This window comes from Flagellimonas oceanensis (assembly GCF_003992595.1).
GTDB classification, from domain to species: domain Bacteria; phylum Bacteroidota; class Bacteroidia; order Flavobacteriales; family Flavobacteriaceae; genus Flagellimonas; species Flagellimonas oceanensis.
This window is the reverse complement of sequence record NZ_RZNA01000017.1, coordinates 92,534-111,303: the sequence shown is the minus strand read 5'-3', so window position 1 is coordinate 111,303 and position 18,770 is coordinate 92,534. Positions and strand designations below refer to the sequence as shown.

The 18,770-nt window shown below is 42.6% G+C and carries 17 protein-coding genes; 6 read left to right on the top strand and 11 right to left on the bottom strand.

Translation table 11 applies throughout. From position 1 onward, the window contains the following. Nucleotides 1-33: 33 nt before the first annotated feature. The gene (locus EO132_RS05225) at nt 34-666 is read right to left on the bottom strand and encodes a helix-turn-helix transcriptional regulator (protein WP_127136915.1); all 633 of its coding nucleotides are present in this window, start codon (nt 664-666) and stop codon (nt 34-36) included. Between the two features lie 87 nt (nt 667-753). On the opposite strand from EO132_RS05225, the gene EO132_RS05220 reads away from it, so the two are divergent. The 6 genes from EO132_RS05220 (at nt 754) to EO132_RS05195 (ending at nt 8,831) form a co-directional block, all read left to right on the top strand. Beyond that, nucleotides 754-1,365: a superoxide dismutase gene (locus EO132_RS05220; RefSeq protein ID WP_235856384.1), complete on the top strand. Its 612-nt coding sequence runs from the start codon at nt 754-756 to the stop codon at nt 1,363-1,365. A gap of 164 nt (nt 1,366-1,529) precedes the next feature. After that, nucleotides 1,530-2,603: an efflux RND transporter periplasmic adaptor subunit gene (locus tag EO132_RS05215; RefSeq protein ID WP_127136913.1), complete on the top strand. Its 1,074-nt coding sequence runs from the start codon at nt 1,530-1,532 to the stop codon at nt 2,601-2,603. A 77-nt stretch (nt 2,604-2,680) separates the two neighbouring features. Beyond that, nucleotides 2,681-5,821 (top strand): efflux RND transporter permease subunit, encoded by a 3,141-nt coding sequence (locus tag EO132_RS05210; protein ID WP_127136912.1) that lies wholly within the window; start codon nt 2,681-2,683, stop codon nt 5,819-5,821. Between the two features lie 10 nt (nt 5,822-5,831). After that, the gene (locus EO132_RS05205) at nt 5,832-7,256 is read left to right on the top strand and encodes an efflux transporter outer membrane subunit (RefSeq protein ID WP_127136911.1); all 1,425 of its coding nucleotides are present in this window, start codon (nt 5,832-5,834) and stop codon (nt 7,254-7,256) included. After that, the gene (locus tag EO132_RS05200; RefSeq protein ID WP_127136910.1) at nt 7,246-8,208 is read left to right on the top strand and encodes an adenylate/guanylate cyclase domain-containing protein; all 963 of its coding nucleotides are present in this window, start codon (nt 7,246-7,248) and stop codon (nt 8,206-8,208) included. The genes EO132_RS05205 and EO132_RS05200 overlap by 11 nt, the downstream gene beginning before the upstream one ends. Before the next feature lie 89 nt (nt 8,209-8,297). Continuing rightward, complete coding sequence (locus tag EO132_RS05195; protein ID WP_127136909.1) at nt 8,298-8,831, top strand: NADPH-dependent FMN reductase; 534 nt, start codon at nt 8,298-8,300, stop codon at nt 8,829-8,831. Nucleotides 8,832-8,889: 58 nt separating this feature from the next. Here the strand turns inward: EO132_RS05195 and EO132_RS05190 are convergent, their stop codons facing one another. The 10 genes from EO132_RS05190 to EO132_RS05145 all read right to left on the bottom strand — a co-directional run bounded on the left by EO132_RS05190 (nt 8,890) and on the right by EO132_RS05145 (nt 18,741). Further along, nucleotides 8,890-9,888, bottom strand: a complete 999-nt coding sequence (locus tag EO132_RS05190) for a bile acid:sodium symporter family protein (RefSeq protein ID WP_127136908.1) — start codon at nt 9,886-9,888, stop codon at nt 8,890-8,892. A 388-nt stretch (nt 9,889-10,276) separates the two neighbouring features. Further along, entirely contained in the window at nt 10,277-11,128 is an 852-nt protein-coding gene (locus EO132_RS05185; protein WP_164732278.1) for a M43 family zinc metalloprotease, read from the bottom strand. A 190-nt stretch (nt 11,129-11,318) separates the two neighbouring features. Then, nucleotides 11,319-11,915, bottom strand: a complete 597-nt coding sequence (locus tag EO132_RS05180; RefSeq protein ID WP_127136906.1) for a hypothetical protein — start codon at nt 11,913-11,915, stop codon at nt 11,319-11,321. Nucleotides 11,916-11,919: 4 nt separating this feature from the next. Then, the gene (locus EO132_RS05175; RefSeq protein ID WP_127136905.1) at nt 11,920-13,107 is read right to left on the bottom strand and encodes a serine hydrolase domain-containing protein; all 1,188 of its coding nucleotides are present in this window, start codon (nt 13,105-13,107) and stop codon (nt 11,920-11,922) included. Nucleotides 13,108-13,121: 14 nt separating this feature from the next. Then, on the bottom strand, nt 13,122-13,712 hold the full coding sequence (locus tag EO132_RS05170; protein WP_127136904.1) for a hypothetical protein: 591 nt from the start codon (nt 13,710-13,712) through the stop codon (nt 13,122-13,124). A gap of 123 nt (nt 13,713-13,835) precedes the next feature. Continuing rightward, a complete protein-coding gene (locus EO132_RS05165; protein WP_127136903.1) occupies nt 13,836-14,168 on the bottom strand; it encodes a hypothetical protein in 333 nt (110 codons plus the stop codon). Nucleotides 14,169-14,340: 172 nt separating this feature from the next. Further along, the gene (locus EO132_RS05160; protein ID WP_127136902.1) at nt 14,341-15,333 is read right to left on the bottom strand and encodes an alpha/beta fold hydrolase; all 993 of its coding nucleotides are present in this window, start codon (nt 15,331-15,333) and stop codon (nt 14,341-14,343) included. A gap of 7 nt (nt 15,334-15,340) precedes the next feature. Continuing rightward, nucleotides 15,341-15,988, bottom strand: coding sequence for a head GIN domain-containing protein (locus EO132_RS05155; RefSeq protein ID WP_164732277.1), 648 nt, complete (start codon nt 15,986-15,988; stop codon nt 15,341-15,343). Continuing rightward, the gene (locus tag EO132_RS05150) at nt 15,978-16,772 is read right to left on the bottom strand and encodes a sterol desaturase family protein (RefSeq protein ID WP_235856383.1); all 795 of its coding nucleotides are present in this window, start codon (nt 16,770-16,772) and stop codon (nt 15,978-15,980) included. Before EO132_RS05150 ends, EO132_RS05155 begins: the two co-directional genes overlap by 11 nt. 328 nt (nt 16,773-17,100) lie before the next feature. Beyond that, nucleotides 17,101-18,741, bottom strand: a complete 1,641-nt coding sequence (locus EO132_RS05145) for a tetratricopeptide repeat protein (RefSeq protein WP_127136900.1) — start codon at nt 18,739-18,741, stop codon at nt 17,101-17,103. Between the last annotated feature and the right edge of the window lie 29 nt (nt 18,742-18,770).

Sequence of the window (18,770 nt, the reverse complement as noted above, 5' to 3'; positions counted from 1 at the left end):
GAAAGGCTGGGCAATATGCAATTGTCCGGCCTTTTACTTTTCTTGAATCAGATAAGCACAGCGCCTCGCACCGGCCAGGATGTGGTCTATACGCTCTACTTTGGTATTTGGTCCCAAAACCGATTGAAATGTATTGAGCTCTGTGGCACAAAACCCCTGACACAGGGTGGCGGCAGCACATATAGGGCAATGGTTTTCTATTAAGAGATAGTTACCGTCTTCGTTTTGCTCATAAGTGGCCATATAGCCTTCCTTATTGCGCAACTCGGCCAATTTTTCGATTTTTTCTTCCAAAGGTGCTGTTTCGGGAATGGCAGTTCGATAGTTTTGAAGATTGTCCTGTCCTGTGGAACTGATGAGTTCCGTTAAGGTGTCTTCCCCTAGATTTTGCCTTATCTTATTGATGAGCCTTAAAGTCAACTCCGAATGCGAATCGGGAAATTTGGCATGACCTTTTTGGGTCAACGACCAGAATTGTTGTGGACGCCCCCTTCCTTTTGCTCTGCTCTCGGATTTCACATACCCATCCTTGGACAGCTTTAAAAGTTGAAACCTTGCTCCTTCAGTGGTAACACCAAGTGCTTTTGACAAGTCTTTTATTGTTTTTTCGCCTTCGTTTTTAAGTATCCAAATGGCTTGTTCATTTTCAGGAACAGTATTATTCATAATAAACAAAGTAAATATTTGGTTTATTATACAAATGTAGTATCTTTGTATTGTTTTTAAAAGTCATTTAATTCAAATCTACATATTATGAGTTACAAATTACCAGAATTACCGTACAGTTATGATGCCCTTGCACCATATATTGATGCAACTACCATGGAAATTCACCATACGAAGCATCATCAAGGTTATGTCAACAAATTGAATGCGGCACTTGAAGAGGCCAAATTGGAAGACTCGGATTTGGAAGGCCTTTTTGGGAAGATATCAAAATTGTCCAGCGGAATCAGGAACAATGGAGGTGGACATTTCAACCACAGCTTATTTTGGACCATCCTAACCCCTGGAGGTTCTGAATTGCCGGAAGGGGAACTGGCCAAGTCCGTCGAAAGCACTTTTGGTTCCTTGGAAGATTTGAAGACCACTTTTGCCAATGCAGCGGCCACTAGGTTCGGTTCCGGATGGGCATGGTTGATCGTTGATGCTGACGGGGAGCTGAAGGTTACCTCCACTCCGAACCAGGACAACCCATTGATGGATACAGCACCCGATCAAGGTACTCCGATTTTGGGATTGGATGTGTGGGAACACGCTTATTACCTGAATTATCAGAACAAAAGACCAGAGTATATTGATGCTTTTTGGAACATTGTTGATTGGAAAGCGGTGGAGAAACGTTATTTAGCGGCTAAATCGTAACGCTTTCTGTGCCGTAAGCTGATCTTCGGGACAGTGGTTGCCGTCCCGGGGATTCAGCTTTTCCCAAACCCCTTAATTTTTGTCAAAACAAATCTGTGGTCGAACATGTTTTTTCGCCGCAAAGGAATTCCCATGCGCTATTCCAACCATAATTAATCATAAAGATGAAATATATAAACCATTTTCTGTTCGTGGCACTGGTGGCATCGATCAGTTCTTGTGGAGGCAAAGAGACTGGTCAAATGGGCCAGATTCCACAATATCCGGCCATAAAACTCCAACGAGCCCAAACAACACTTGAAAAAAAATATCCAGCTACCATTGAAGGAAGGGAAGATATTGAAATAAGGCCCAAAGTAGAGGGGTATCTCGAGAAAATCTATGTGGATGAAGGAGCTGTGGTCAAAAAAGGCGATTTGCTCTTCAAGATAAATGCTCCGCAATATCAGCAGTCGGTAATATCCGCGGAATCGGCTGTGAAGAACGCGCAGATCCATGTGGACAAGACCCGACCCTTGGTTGAAGATGATATCGTGAACCCTTACGAATTGGAGGCGGCCATACTGGATTTAAAGGCCAAGAAGGCGGACTTGGTCCAAGCGAGAACAAATTTGGGATATACCATGATCAAGAGTCCGATTGATGGAGTGGTCGGTAAGATTCCTTTCAGAACGGGAAGTTTGGTAAGTCCTCAGGTCCAAAACCCATTGACGGTTGTTTCGGATATAGCTCAGGTACATATCTACTTTTCATTGGATGAGAACGAGTTTTTGAGTCTCTACAATTCCTACCAGGGCAGTACACTTGACGAGAAATTAAAGCATTTCCCCAAGGTCCATTTCAACTTATCCAATGGACAGCGCATTGCTGCTGAGGGAGTTATCACGTCCATTTCGGGTTTGCTCGATCAGCAAACGGGAACTGCACGTATAAGAGCGACTTTCCCCAATAAAGACCACAGTCTACGAAGTGGGGGGAGTGGTACCATTGTTCTTGGGCAAACAATGCCCGATGCACTTTTGGTCCCTCAAAAATCCACTTTTGAATTACAGGATAAACGAATGGTTTACAAAGTGGTCGATAACCATGTGGTAAGCACCGAGATTCAGGTAATGTCCATGGCGACCAACGAGGATTTTGTGGTCACACAAGGTCTGTCCCCTGGTGATGTGGTGGTTTACGAAGGTGCGGGGACCCTTCGGGAAGACATGGAAATCCAACCCCAACTCATTCAATAACAAACAATATAGTGTGTTGATTTTCAGAAGGCCAAGAACATGGCCCTGGGAATTTATTGCCTATTAATTTCATGGATATGTTAAAAAACTTTATAGATAGACCGGTGCTGTCCACGGTGATTTCCGTAATCATTGTTATTCTGGGGATACTTGGTCTATATACACTGCCCATATCACAATACCCGGATATTGCACCTCCTACGGTCGAGGTATCCGCCTCTTATCAAGGTGCGAATGCCGATGTGGTTCGAAAAAGCGTGCTCATCCCATTGGAAGAGCAGATCAATGGCGTGGAGAACATGCAGTATATGACCTCTACGGCAGGAAATGATGGAAGTGCCACGATTACCATCTATTTTAAATTGGGCACCGACCCCGACCTGGCGGTAATGAATGTTCAGAACCGTGTGAACAAGGCCAGTAATCTATTACCGGAAGAAGTGATTCGTTCAGGTGTGTCCACAAGCAAGATGCAGAGCAGTTTGGTGTACATCTTCAGTATTTATAGCACTAAGGACAATTACGATCAGAATTTCCTACAGAATTACGTGAGTTTGAACATTCTGCCCAAATTGAAGCGTGTAAACGGTATCGGGGATGCTTTTATCTATGGGGCACGCGATTATGCGATGCGTATCTGGCTCAAGCCCGATGCCATGGCTTCCTATGGGTTGGTTCCCGAAGATGTAATTGCCAAGTTGAGGCAGCAGAACATTGAGGCTGCCCCAGGTAAGTTCGGTGTCAATGGAAACCAAGCGTTTCAATATACCATAAAATACAAAGGGCGTTTACAGACCGCCGATGAGTTCTGGCAAATTGTGCTCAAGGCCAGTGGAGATGGAGAGATTTTACGCTTGTCCGATGTGGCCGATGTGGAGTTGGGTGCATTGGACTACAACAGTAGTACAAAAACCTTGGGCTATCCCAGTACCTCCATTGCCATTAGCCAGACTGCAGGTTCCAATGCCTATGAACTGATCAACGAGTGCCAAAGGATTATTGAAGAGAGTGCCGAGGATTTTCCATCAGGAATCGAATATGTACCCTTTTTGAACGCCAACGAATTTCTCAATGCCTCAATCGATAAGGTGATCCATACTTTGATAGAGGCATTTATTTTGGTGTTTATCGTGGTGTTCATCTTTTTGCAGGATTTTCGCTCAACGTTGATTCCTGCCATATCCGTTCCAGTCGCGATCATTGGTACTTTCTTCTTTTTACAGTTGTTCGGTTTTACCATTAACCTGTTGACCTTGTTCGCTCTGGTCTTGGCCATCGGAATTGTGGTGGATGATGCCATTGTGGTGGTGGAAGCCGTCCATGCCAAATTTGACCAAGGGTCGAAATCCCCAAAAAAAGCCACCTTACATGCGATGAGCGAAATCAGCAAGGCCATTATTTCCATTACGCTGGTTATGGCAGCTGTATTTGTGCCAGTATCATTTATTGGAGGGTCCACCGGAGTGTTCTATAAACAATTTGGTCTGACCTTGGCCATTGCCATTGTTATTTCCGCCATCAATGCCTTGACCCTGAGTCCAGCTTTATGTGCTTTGTTTTTAAAAGCTCATCACGATGATGAAGGTGAAAAACCAAAGGGCTTTTTAAAACGCTTTTACGCCAAATTCAACGTGGCCTTTCAAGCAGTAACCTACAAATACATCAAAGGGGTCCAATTCCTTTTGCGAAGAAAATGGTTGGCTGTTGGATTGATAGGGGCGTTCTCGGTATTGGCCTGGGGACTGATTAAGAATACACCTACTGGTTTTGTACCGTCGGAGGATAGTAGGGCCATTTTTGGAAATATCATTTTACCGCCATCATCTTCCCTGGAGCGTACCACGGAACTGGCCGATCAGGTTGATAGCATTGTGCGCACGGTTCCCGAGGTGGAAAGCCTGACCCGAATGGCAGGACAGGATATCATCAGTGGGGCGGGAGGTTCCTATGGGGCCTTTTTTATCCGTCTTAAATCTTGGGAAGACCGACAGGATGAGGGGCAGGATATCGAAAGTGTGGTCAACAAGCTTTTTTACAAAACCTCTGGAATCAAAGGGGCCAATATTATCTTTTTTGCCGCACCCACACTTCAAGGATTTGGGAGCACCAATGGTTTTGAGTTCAATCTTCAGGATCGTACTGCCAATGATATGGAGAAATTCAGCGGTGTGGTTCAAAATTATATGGGGGCCATTAACCAAAGACCGGAAATCCTATATGCGACAACATCGTTCAGCAATAGTTTTCCACAGTACGAGCTTGAGGTCGATGTAGCCAAATGTGAGATGGCCGGCATAACCCCGGATAAAGTATTGGGGGTAATGCAGGGATATTACGGTGGAATATATGCTTCGGATTTCAACCGTTTCAATAAGCAGTATCGCGTCATGGTTCAATCCAAACCGGGTCCAAGGGCAAAACCCGAAGATCTGCATTCCGTTTTGGTAAAGACAGCGAATGGGGAAATGGCCCCTATCACACAATTTGTGAGTTTGCGAAAAGTATTTGGACCGGAGTTCATCAAACGTTTCAACCTGTTCACTTCGGCCAACGTTACAGGTGTACCCGCACCGGGCTATAGTTCCGGGGATGCCGTTAAAGCGATTCAAGAAGTGGCCGATGAACAGCTGACCAAACAGTTCGGTTATGAGTTTGCGGGGCTGAGCAGGGAGGAAGTGAACAGTGGGAACCAAACCGTTTATATATTCATTTTATGCTTGGTGTTTGTCTATTTTCTATTGGCGGCCCAATATGAAAGCTACATTCTGCCGTTCTCGATACTCTTGCCCCTGCCCATTGGCTTGGCGGGAGCCTATTTATTTGCCAAAATGTTCGGGATCGACAACAACATCTTTCTACAGATCAGTTTAATTATGCTGACTGGGCTTTTAGCCAAAAACTCGATACTTATTGTGGAGTTCGCCTTGATGCACCGAAAAAGTGGGCTGAGCTTGGCATCATCAGTGGTCCGTGCGGCCAAGGCCAGGTTGCGGCCTATTTTAATGACATCCTTTGCCTTCATATTCGGTCTACTGCCTTTGATGTTCGCCAATGGTGCGGGAGCTGTCAGTAACCGATCCATTGGTACGGCCGCAGTGGGGGGAATGCTTGTGGGAACCTTGTGCGGTGTATTTGTTATCCCTGCCTTGTTCATCATGTTCCAGTCACTTCAGGAACGACTGAGCGAAAAATTGCATAAAGACGAAGTTCACGAATAAAATGAAAATCATGAGGACATACCCATTATATAAAACATCGTTGGTTCTATCCTTTCTGTTCTTGGTCTCTTGTGGGATTACCAAGAAGTATACAAAACCAGAAACAGAGACAAAAGGATTATATAGAGTAGAGCAACAACACAAGGACAGTTTACAGGCATTGTCAGCCATTCCTTTGGAAGCATTCTTCACCGATTCTTTATTGAACAGCTACATCAATGAGGCTTTGATGGAGAATTACGATATGAAGATTGCTTTGGAACGCCTGCAGATAGCAGGGGCAATGTTCAAAAAGAGCAAGCGGGCATTTCTTCCCACCTTACAAGGGAATGCCTCGGTGGCCAGATCCAAACTTTCCTTTACCCAAGGGTACGGATTGGTGGACAATGTTACCCAGTACGACCTTTCCCTGAGTGCCTCTTGGGAAGCGGATATCTGGGGGAGATTGAACAGTGCCAAACGGGCAAGATTGGCAGGGCTACTAAGGGCGGAAGGAGCCAAGCAAGCCATCCAATCAGCTTTGGTGGCCACCATAGCTACCAAATACTATCAATTGATTGCACTTGACGAACAATTGAAGGTGTTAAAGGAGACCGCGGACAACCGAAAATCCTACGTGGCGACCATGAAAAAGTTGAAACAGGCCAATGTGGTAAACGGTGCGGCCGTGGTTCAGAGCGAGGCTAACCAATATCAGGCGGAATTGGGCATTCCCGATGTGGAACGGCAGATCAGGGAGTTGGAAAACGAACTGTCTGTTTTATTGGCAAGAAAACCGGGAGCCATTGCACGTAGTTCTTATGCTAAGATTAAAGAAGTAGAGGATATGGAATTGTCAGTTGGTGTGCCATCACAACTGTTGCTCAACAGACCTGATGTGCTTCAGAGCGAGTTGGCCTATCGAGAGGCATTCGAGATTACAAACGGGGCCAGGGCCAGTTTTTATCCATCATTTACCATTACGGGAGCAGCTGGTTTTTCCAGTTTTGAGTTTGATGATCTTTTTAAGGAAAATGTTGGTCTGTTCGCCAATGTGGCCGGTGGTCTATTACAGCCCATTCTGAATCGGGGGGCATTGAAAGCCAACTTGGAAGTGGCAAAATCCGAACAACAGATAGCATACTATACCTTTGAACAAATCCTGCTCACAGCGGGGCAAGAGGTTTCGGATGCGCTTTTTGCCTACCAACAGGCGGACATAAAGTGCGAAAAGCGTTCAAAGCAGTTGGAAGCATTGAACAAATCCGTTTCATACACCAAGCGCCTACTGGAATATAATTCCCAAACGAACTACATCGATGTGTTGACCTCCGAGCAGAACTTATTGTCTGCCGAGATGCAAGGAATCATGGATGTGCTCGAGCGCAAGGTGAGCATCATCAATCTGTACAGGGCCTTGGGCGGGGGATGGAAAAATCCAAGGAATGATCGATGATATGGTTCGGACATATCATCATATCACCATAATCAACGATGCATCTTTTTTAATTGGTTCCGATGATTCGATTCTAAAAGCTGGGTTGAACAAAGGTGTTCCTTTCTGTTGCGAATGTGGTGGACGCGCGAGATGTTCCACATGTCGGATATTGGTCGTTGAAGGCGAAGAAAACCTCTCCGAAACGAATACGGCCGAAAAGAACATGCAAAAATACTTTGAGTTGCCCAGAAACGTTCGTTTGGCATGCCAGACCTATGTGAAGGGGGGGGCTGTAAGAATTAAGCGCATCATGAATGATGAGAGCGATTATCCACTTTATTTGAGGAACAAGATCATCAAGGACGAGAACATAGGTAAAGAAATGCGGCTGTGCCTATTGTTTCTGGATATCAGGAACTTTACCCCCTTTGTAGAGCATAATCTGGCGTTTGATGTCATTCACGTGGTCAGGAAAATGTTCTATCATTTCGAGGAGATCATCAGGGAACATGGAGGTAAAATCGTCGAAACCGCGGGTGATGGGCTCTATGCGGCATTCGGTTTTGAAGACACCACCAAAGAAAGTGCAAACAAAACGGTTTCCTGTGTAAAGGAAATGTTCAAGGAGTTGAAAAGATTGAACGAACTATATTTTAAAAAGTATTTCAAACAAGAAATTGAGATTGGTGTAGGTGCCCATTTGGGAAAGGTGGCTGCTGGAGACCTGTTACTACAAGGGAATCCCCACCAGCTGGTAATGGGTTACCCAGTGAATGTTGCCGCAAGAATCCAGGACTTGACCAAGAAACTCAACAATAGTTTCATCGTATCCAAGGATGTCTATGAGCTATTGGAGGAAAGGCCAAGAGCAGCCAACTCCCTTGAAAACCTTAAGGGAGTGGAGGAACCCTTTTTATTGTATTTACTAGGGGAACAATTCAATTATCAGAAAGGATTGCCCAGCAGATGATTGAGAAGGAAAAAGATTGCGGGATACTGGGCAGGATGCCCAAAGCGTGGTATTTTTACACATCAAAATAAGCCTTTAAAGAAGAGAGAATGCGAGTACTTGTTTTCAATGGGACCATATCCAAAAGATTGAACACGGCAAACCATATGGTGGATTATTTCAAGGATACTTTGGAAGGTATGGGCGTTGAGGTGGTCGTATATAACCTAGTCGACCATAATATTCCTTTTTTCTCTGAAGATGCAGTGGATACACCTCCCGCTGTTCTTGAAATGGTGGATCTGTTCCGAAGCTGTGACAGGCATATTTGGTTGAGTCCGTTATACCATGGCGGCATGGTAGGTGCCATGAAGAATTGTCTGGACTGGCTCATTATCAGTGCTCGCGAGAAAGGACCTTACCTAGATCGTATTAAAGTGGCCCTGATCTGTTGGGCTTATGGTGGGAACGCCTCCACTGGAATTGATAACATGAGGGTGGTGGCGAACACCCTGCGCGCTTGGACTTTGCCCTATAGCGTACCAGTGGTAATGCAGGCATTCTACGAAGAAGGCTCCAAAAACATTTCATTTGAATACAAAGAGAAGTTTGAACGAGCAATGAGCCTACTGTTGGAAACCTAACAAGTTCCTGTAGTGCTATATACGTGATGACGGAAGTTCATGAGGGACAAAGGTTCCGTCATGAATATGTTTTTACGGTATCAATATCTATCTCACGTTTGGAGTATTTGGAAGCTATGATGCTGATAATGAATATTTGTGTGACATGAAAGAGCATTAATGGCAGCAAAATGATTCCAATCGAAAATGAAGCGGGAAACAGGATGTTCGCGAAGACCGTTCCATGTACCAACGACTTTTTAGTACCACAAAATTGTGCGGTAATACGGTCCTCAATCGAAAACTTCATGCTTTTCGCCACTCCTCCGATAAGTGCGTAGACCAAGAAAAAAATTGCTAGCACGGCCAAATAGATCATTGCCAGCTGGGGTAGGGCCACGGTTTCGAAAATGCCATCTTCGAACGAATGCACAAAGCTTTTATAGATGATCAATAAAATAACTGATTTATCGAACAAGGTCAAATAGCCGCTGTAGCGAGATGCGAAATTCCCGAGATAGCGATGAAAGAGCAACCCAATGACAACGGGCAAAAGTATTTGCAGTACTAAATCTGTGTAAACGGTAATAAAACTGAATTCCGTGGATTGATGCTCCAAAAATATGCCCATCCAAAGTGGCGTGACCAGAATTCCTATCAAACCGGAAATGCTTGCATTGAATATGGCAGCGGGAATGTTACCCTTCGCAATGGATACCATTACCACCGACGAGGATACTGTGGATGGAAGTGCCGCCATAAACAGGAATGCCAACCAGATATCAAAATAGGTACCTGATTTGAAAAGGGGATAAAAAGCGAGAACAATCAACGGAAAAACAAGGAACACAAAGGATTGTGCCAACAAATGCAAACGCCAATTTCGTAAGCCCTGGCGAATCTTGTCAGGATTTAATTTGAGCCCGTAAAAAAAGAAAATCAACGATATACCGACTTTGGCTATGGTGTCCAAAGGAACTGAGCTCTGTCTACTGGCTAAACCAGGTAAAAAGTAGGCTAGGACTATTACAAGAATTATACCTGCTACAAATTTGTCAAATTTGATCAATCTCTTCATTCTTTCCTTTTGTAATGCTCTTGGTATACATTTTATAGAGTGCAAAGAAAGACCAAAGTCGATGTATTGTCAAGAAAATTTAGCGAGGGGTTTGTGGGATAACGCCGTATCGATTCTTTATTGACATCTCACTGCCAATCCTCTGGAAAAATGTTTACCAAGGCTTTGTTGTAAACCTTTTTATCCAACAAGTACAGGTCTGATGACCTCTAGGGCAACCTTTTTTCATAGCCTTCCTTCCCTGTGGAGTTCCATGTTGTGCGGGTCAGCAAATGATCTTCATTGGATATGAACGATCAGTGTTCCGCAAAGAAGGTTCAGAGGCAGAAGGTCTAATTGAGGTACCAGAAAAAAGGGGAAAGTTCTACTTTTTCGAGATTCTCCTTGGTTATCTTTCAATGGCTGTACTGGTCATCAAACCTTTTCTGCCGGCATGGTGCCGCAGAACGTAATACATTCTTTCTGCCTGATCTTTTGTAAAAATGTTCATTACCGCATCGTCACTGTAGTTCATGTAATTTCCGATCATAACGGCCTCTCCGTCGCAGCCCAGGATAGCTTTGCTGCCAAAGACAGGCTCGTTTACCGCAGGTGTGTCGTCACAGTAATCATTGTGAGCACAGTCTCTTCCTCCCCAGGTGTGCAATAATCCCAGATAATGGCCCATTTCGTGGGTAAGGGTCCTTCCCAGTTTAGCATGGCAGTCAATATTGGATTCTCCGAAATGTATCCAATTGATCAAGATGCCTTCGGCGTCATCATCATGTGGTACACTGAACAGTTCCGAACCTGGCAACTCGATATCCGGACCAGAGGAAACTCCAAGCGCTAAACAGGCAGAGGACAAAGGCAATGGGGTGACCCATATGTTGATGTATTCATCGGGAGGCCAGAAAGCAAATTGGGCGTAGTGATTTTGGTTATATCCCAAATTGTCCACCGGTTTTTTTGATGTATCGATTCGGTTAATGCCATTAAACTTTTTAAAATCAGGGGTAAATTGAGCCAGAACAAACTCTATTTTCGTGTCTGCCCCATCGGGATGATCATTGAACCCATTAGTGCCCACTTTTCTTCTAAAGTCTTCATTCAGGATTTCGATTTGTCTCAGTACTCTCTCTTTTGAAAGATTTGCACCCTCACCTACATCTTCACCATCGTGTATCATATGAATCACCACGGGTAGCTGAACAATATCTGTTCCTGGGTTTGGTATGGAGCCATCAGTTATGGTATCCAATTTGTTTTTACTACAGCCGAAAAGAGCTAATAAACAATAAAAAATAAAAGGTAAAAAAGTATTTTTCATAGGACTAGGCTTATTGGAAGTGTATCTACATTATCTCGGTCCAGTTCCGTATTTATAGTTTTGATCATTAATATTGATGTTTATAATTATATCGGGCGTATATAAAAATGAGCTTTAAGGTTCAAGGAAATTTAGCACCGAGTATGGTATTGGCATGGGACATATTGGGAATAAAGCCTGGAGAATAGGGGATTTCCAACCAATACTGCTGTTGAACGAACAATTCACTGCTTTTAAAATCATTGGGACTAAATCGCTGACCAATGCCAAAAGAAACCGAAGGGATGAACCGAGAGTTTCCTTTTGCTTTTTTCAACCCGTATTCCGTGCTTTGAAAACTATATATTTCCCGAACGGGAAAAGTATGCATATATCCTATACCGATACCCGTTTTAAGGCTGCCGCCATATGCCATTTTGTAATCATAACCTAGATTAAGGCCAATGGTTATAGCCTGATATAGTTTCTTATGGAATGTATAGCTAATGTTGATGGACACATAGGTCTTGTTCCTATCACTTTCATAGAGGGTAATATCACTTCCTGTGAGGACACCTGGATGAAAAGGTCCGATCTTAGGTGGCGATAGCGGCATACTGGTCGATTCATTGAACACTGCTACCGTAACCGGACTTTGGGCCATAACAAATGGTGACAAGAAGAAAAACAATATGATATAAAGTCCTTTCGCGAACCAAGGCTTTTTCAGGTTTCTCATAGAACTACTTGATTACGTTCGCTATAATATGCTCCATTGCTTCCAGTTCTTGGGTAAGCGCATCTATTTTACCATAGTTGCCATTGACCGCCCAAGAGATATAAATATCATCCTTTGGTAGGTACAGCATAGTGGCGGCATAGCCAATGGCGTCCCCGCTATGGATGTAGGCATCCCCAAACTTGGTTTCCATCTTAAATATGCCCAATCCGTAATGTATATCATCATCATAGGATGGACTTTTCCATTGGGTCATGATCTGAAAACTTTTTTCGGATATAATGGAATGCTCCATAATCGATCGTAGAAATACGTAAAGATCATATGGGTTCGAGATGAGTCCACCATCGGCGGTGTAATAATCCCATCCACTGTAGTACGTGGATTCCACTACCTCTAGTTTGCTGTAGAGGTCTATGTACCCACGAACAATATTTTTGGGTACCGGGCTTTCCGCTGCAAATTGCGTAAAGGCTAGATCTAAAGGATTGAATATTCTTTCTTCGAATACTTTGTAAAAAGGTTTTCCCTCTATATCTTCTATGATTTCTCCAAGAAAAATATAGTTGGTATTGGAGTAGTCCAAATCGGTACCTGGTTCAAAATTTGCGTTTTTACCGCGAGCGTAGTCCAAAAGCTCATTAGGCTTCCATACTTTGAGCAAATCATTTAATGAGGCCGTTTGAAAGTGTGGATTGATGATATAGTTGTAAATACCACTACTATGTTCGAGAAGTTGACGCACAGTAGCTTCATGGGCATTTTCAATGCCAGCCATCGTTTCATCCGATAAATACTGTGAAGCCAAATCATCGAGATTGAGTTTACCTTCTTCCGCTAATTGAAGAACGGTAACGGCCGTAAACATTTTAACGGTACTACCCACTCTTGAAATATTGCAATTTTTCATGGACACTCTATTTTTAAGGTCGGCCATGCCACTGGCTCCCGACCATGGGCCTTCATTATCATTTCCATCAAAGATGGTCATCATAATACCGGGTACACCCTTGCCGACCAACTCATCCAGTAGAGCCTGGTATTGTACATGTTTTGGATGCCCTTGGTTCGAAGTGTTGTCGGACATAAAGCAATCATAAGTACTTTCTTTCACGATCTCATCTTCCGAGACAGCACAGGAATTAAGTATTGTTGATAGCACTAGCAGTGTCCTTATACAGGTTGTTTTCATAATGTTAATGGAGTTTAATGGATAAAGAATTTGATGCCCAGGCTTATATCGGTATGCGACATGATCGATATGAAGCCAGGCGAATAGGGTAATTCGACCCAGGCCTTGTACAAAATCAGGATTTCGGGGCTTTTGGGATTGTTGGCGTTCGTTCGGAAACCCATTCCTGCGGCAAGGGAGGGCATCATCCTAGAATTTCCCGAATCGGTTGCACTCTCATATTTCCCTTCCTTGAAGATGTATTCCTCTTCTGTTGAGAAGGTGTGAAGGTAACCTAGTCCGATAAGTCCTTTCAGATTTAGTCCAAAGCCTAACCTATAATCGTACCCTATCTCGGAATTTATGTACCCTCCCTGAAATAATTGTTCGTGGAGGATGTAACCCACATTGATGGTTTGATAGAGATAATGCGACTTATGGCTGTTGTGCGAAAATTCGCTGCCCAGTTGCACGGTAAGATGTGATGGGCTTGTCCATAGCTCTTTTAAAGGAATGGCTGTGGCTTCATTTCCTGCAAGAATGCGAATAGGAAATCCTTTTTTTTGGCAAAAGCAGGCCATTGGAATGGCCAGGAACAGACATCCCATAATTATTTTGAGTTTCATTTGATTGATGATTGATATAGCACTATTCAGCCCTATTTTTATTATAATGTGTTTTAAAGATTGTTTACTAAAGAGTTCGGCAACAATAGATTGTCAAAATGTGGTAGGGGAGGTGGTATAAAATCATTGATCAATTTTATTGATGTATGTTTTTCCGTTTTTCATTACACATACAATACGCTCCATGGTGTTTACAAAATCAGGATCTATATCCCCTTTTACGGCAATTATATCCGCCTTGGTGTTAGGGGAAATACTACCAAGCGCTGTTTCTTTGTTCAAAAAACCGGCTACAATATGTACGCCCTTATCGTTTGCCGAGGTTAATCTACCGGTCATGTTTTCCATACAGTTGTCTAACCATTCAACATCATCATATCCGCCCAACTTGGCATAGGTTTCCGTGTAGATCTTGCTGTTTTCAGTAGGTGCCAAGAAAATCTTTTCCTTTACCATTCATACTAAAGTGGAATTTGATGTTTTATAGCTTTGCTCAATTCATTGATTCCTGTCTCACAGGTATACCTGACGGATTGATCACTAACATAATTTACCATGTATAAGTGCCAGGTCATTTCCTTCACGATTAAATGCATCTTATTGGACTGATTGCCTATGACATCTACGCTTAGTTTAAAAATGTATTAACCGCTTCACTTATCTCCTGTAGATCACAAGAAAATGCATAGTGACCGCATTTGGAGTTGAGGTCCAATGATTGTGCATTTAATTCCTGAGACGTTTTTACGTTGGCTGATGGTGATAGCAAATTATCGGTACCAGAATAAATGATCAAGGCTTCTCCTTTGAATACGTCGGCATAGCATTTTGCCCCCTTTCTTTTTAAAACCTCATATGGGTCAAAGTTGCTAATGGCCAACATTTGGCTCAACAGGTTGTTAGGATCAAATTCTTTGGCCTCCTCTATTACGTCCTTAAAGAATTTCTCCGTGGAATCGTCTAAGTCATGAAAGTATTCAGGTGTCAGTCCCAGACTATATTCCATCATCAAAAAGGTTGCATCACCGGCATCGCTTTTTGCACTCTGGTCAAGCAGATATTTGAATATTTCAAAATTTAACTTTTCATAGGTAGAAAGCTCTGGTATGCCAACAATTGGAATGGCCTTATCAAAAAAATCAGGATAACTAGCCATCCATTGATAGGTCTGCATACCCCCCATGGAAATTCCAGTAACGGCATAAAGATGGTCGATGTCCAATATTTCCGTCAACAATTTATGCTGAAGGTCCACCATGTCCTCTATACTGAACTCAGGGAATTTTATTCCATTTTCCACAGATGTATTCGTGGGAGATGATGAGACTCCGTTGCCCAAGGCTTCCACTACCACTACATGATATTTGGTGGTGTCTAGCATGGATTCCCTACCAATATATGGTTTAAGGTCCTCGCCGGTACCAGCGTACCAAGTAGCGAACAATATGGTATTGTCCCTATTTGTGTTCAGCTTTCCATACGTTTGATAACCTATTCTGGTGTTTTGAAGAACCTCGCCGTTTTTTAGCTCGTAATTGCCAAAATTGGAAATTTTGATTTGTGCGTTTACGTTTACTACGCAGGCTAATAGTAAACTGAGTTTTATAATTGAACTTTTCATTACTTATTTAATTACTGTTTATGACCTTTCCACTTCCTTCAATTTTTGAGGATATGGTCGGGTTGCCTTTGTAAAAAACATTTCCGCTACCATCTATCTCTACATGGAGTTGGTCTGAACAACTGATTTCCACATCACCGGAACCTACAATATCGATTTCACTCGTATCGGTAAAAAAGGAGTAGCCGGAAATTCGGCCACTCCCTTCATTTTCAACAGTCAATGTATTTGATGTTCCCGAAAGTGAAATATCGGCGGAACCTTTATTGTTGATGTAGAAATCGGGGTTTTCCACATCAAGAATTTTTATGCTTCCGCTACCTTCGTTCGTAACTCCGTTTAGGCCCTTGGCCATAACCTCCACTTGAACGGTTATATTTTTGTAGTTGTGTCCAGAGGCCAGATATATGCTCAAGCTGCCATTATCGACCTCTGTTCTCAAGTAATCCATAACATTACTATCTGCGGTGATTTCCAACGTTTGACTATCTCCTTGAGTAATGTTAACATTGGCTATTCCCGTTACAGAAACCGAGGTGAAGGCATTCAGTTCCCTACTTTCCGTAGTCAATGTTCCGGAACCTGAAATATCATCCGATGAACAAGAGATGGCAATGGTTGCGCATAACAGGATTGCTATTTTTCTAAGCTTCATCTTTTTCATTTTTGTTGATTTCTTCACTAACATCCTTAAATAGCAGCATATCCTTTATCCGTTTGGATGCCCCATCGTAAAATCCGGTCTCATGCGAATATCCCTTTGGATTGTTGAAGGTGCCAAAGATGATATCGAATATGGGCAGGTCGGAATAGTTGTACGCATGTATGCCCTTGGCATGATGTACCGTATGGCTCTCAGGACGTTGAATCAAATACCCTAACCATTGCGGGGTAACAATATTACTGTGCTGGAATATGCCCAAGAATACTGTGATCAACAATATTAAGGTAGATGCCCCAGGCGTGAATCCAGCAACCCCGACCAAGCAAAGGCTCCCTAAAAGTGTAAATCCGGCCATGTCCATAGGACTAAAATAGAAAGCCCCATACGTATCCATACGTTCGGCACTGTGGTGCATTTGGTGGAATACTTTCCACAGGAAGTCACTTTTGTGCAGACTATAATGCCAAATAAAAAGACCGAATTCATAAATGAATACGCCTACTATTGCTCCTCCAATATCTCCCAAAAAAGCAAGGTCGAATATTTGATATTTGGAAATGTAACCATCCCAGAGTATCGGCAAATAGCTGGATAAATAAAAGAAGACGGCAAAGGTCAATAATCCCTGGGTTTTCCAGTTCTTGATTTTTGGCAATTCCCGTGCAGGGAACAGTGCTTCCCAAATCATTAGTGCTGCGTATATCCCCAAAACAATCAAGGATATTGGATCTAAAAGAATCTCTAAAGGTGTCGGCAAATTTTTTAAGGTTTCCATGGTGTTTAAATTTTAGATTTGAACTTCACATTAAACTCCATTTTTCTTCTTGTCCCGATGGAGGGCAAGCCTTGGTTACAGTGGTAACCTTGAACAAATAACTGTCGTTTCATAATAATTGATTTTAAGATTGATGAAATTGTGGGAGTCCCACATATTTTTTGACGGCGCAAAAGTAGAAGGAGAATTCTTCGTCAAATAATTTATTGCCCTATACTGGGTATACCGCAGTTATATATGAAGTGGACAAGAAGAGTATATAGGTAGACAACAGGTAGACAAGAATGTTTTGAAAATATTTAAATACCTGAAAATCAAACGATTAAAATCAGATATCGAGATGTATCAAAAAATCAAAAAGGTCGGTTTCTTGCGGTAGAGCCATCTTTTTTCTTAAGCGATATCTAGCTGTTTTTGTACTTTCAGGAGAAATTCCAAGGATATTGGAGGCCTCTTTAATGGATAAATTGAGTCTTGTAAGTGCTGCAACTTTTAAATCGTTTGCGCTTAAATCAGGATATTTTTGTTTTAAAATGCTGAAAAAGTCAGGATGCACATTTTCAAAATGCTCTTTAAAATCTTCCCAATCCTTTTCTTTTCCTTGGTTGATTTTTAAAGTACGCTCGATATCGGTAAGTATGCGTTTGGTCTTTTCGGGGGAAGTCGATTTTTTTGCCTCTTGAATTTTATCCTTAAAATCTTCCAGCAATTGATTTTTCTGAACAAAATTCATGGCATAGGAGGTAAGTTTTCTGTTTTTTGCATCCAGTTCTCCCTCAAGGTCCATACTTCGTAGTTGTTGGTTCTCCAAGGCTTGCTCTGCAATAATCCTTTGTTGCTCCAACAATTGCTTCTGATTTTTTGTACGCTGTCTTACGTTTTTAATCAAAAAGAAGGAAAGCAACAGCACAATGCATATACCTCCGATTAAAACCCATTGAATGGTTCTATTCAGTTTTTGACTTTTGGAAAGGGCGTTCAATTCCCGATCTTTCTGTATAAGTTCATTACGGAACTCCAGCCCAGCAATTTGCCTGGATTTTTTTAGATTGAACAAGGAATCCTTTAGCTTGACATATTGTGAAAAGTAAATCAGGGCAGAATCGTTCTGCTGGGTCATTTGCTTCAACTCTGCCAGGTTTTTTAAAATGTCCAGTTTATAATTGTTCAGATTCATTTGGTCGGCTCTGCTCAATGCAAGTTTGAAGTGCATATCCGCCATTTCATAATCTTTTTGAAGGGAAAACATTCTGCCAAACTGTAAAAGGTTGCTGACCATACCGTCCTTGTCATCAATTCGTCTGCCAATGGTAAGGGATTGCCTTAAATGATAATCGGCCTGTTCTAGGTCGCCCTGTTCCAAATAGATCCGTCCAAGTCTGTTGTGTGCTTCGGACATACCGTATTTATAATCTATTCTAGTATGGATGTTCAGGGCGTTGGTAATATTGGTGTGAGCCTTGTCCAATCGTCCATTTTTGATTTGTAGAGTGCCAAGTTTGGTATATGCCGTGGCAGTCCTATCATCCAAATTGAGCTTGGAAAACCCGTTTATGGCTTCATGAAATTGTTTTAACGCTAAGGAGTCTTCATCAATATCCGCATAGACCATCCCAATATTGAGTTTAATGTTTGAAACCCCTTCAAGATCATCAAGAGTCTCATATAGGTCTAAACTTTCATAGAGGTCAAATAGTGCTTTTTTTGGCTCTCCGAGCGACCAATGTCCTACGCCAGAAACCCTTTTAGCGAATGCTGCCCCGTTTTCATATTTCAATGCAGCGGATAGGCGATAGGCTTCTTCTCCCAATTGAACAGATTGTGAGGGATTGCGAATCCAAAGATCATAACCCAGTTGATTCAGACTATCTACAGTGGATGTATCGTTTTGCATAACATCCGGTGTCGTGTCTTGTGCTACTAGGGAAGCACTGAAAAGGAACAATATGTAAAGAAAAACTACTCTCAAAAACAGGTTGATTTTTCAACAAATATACA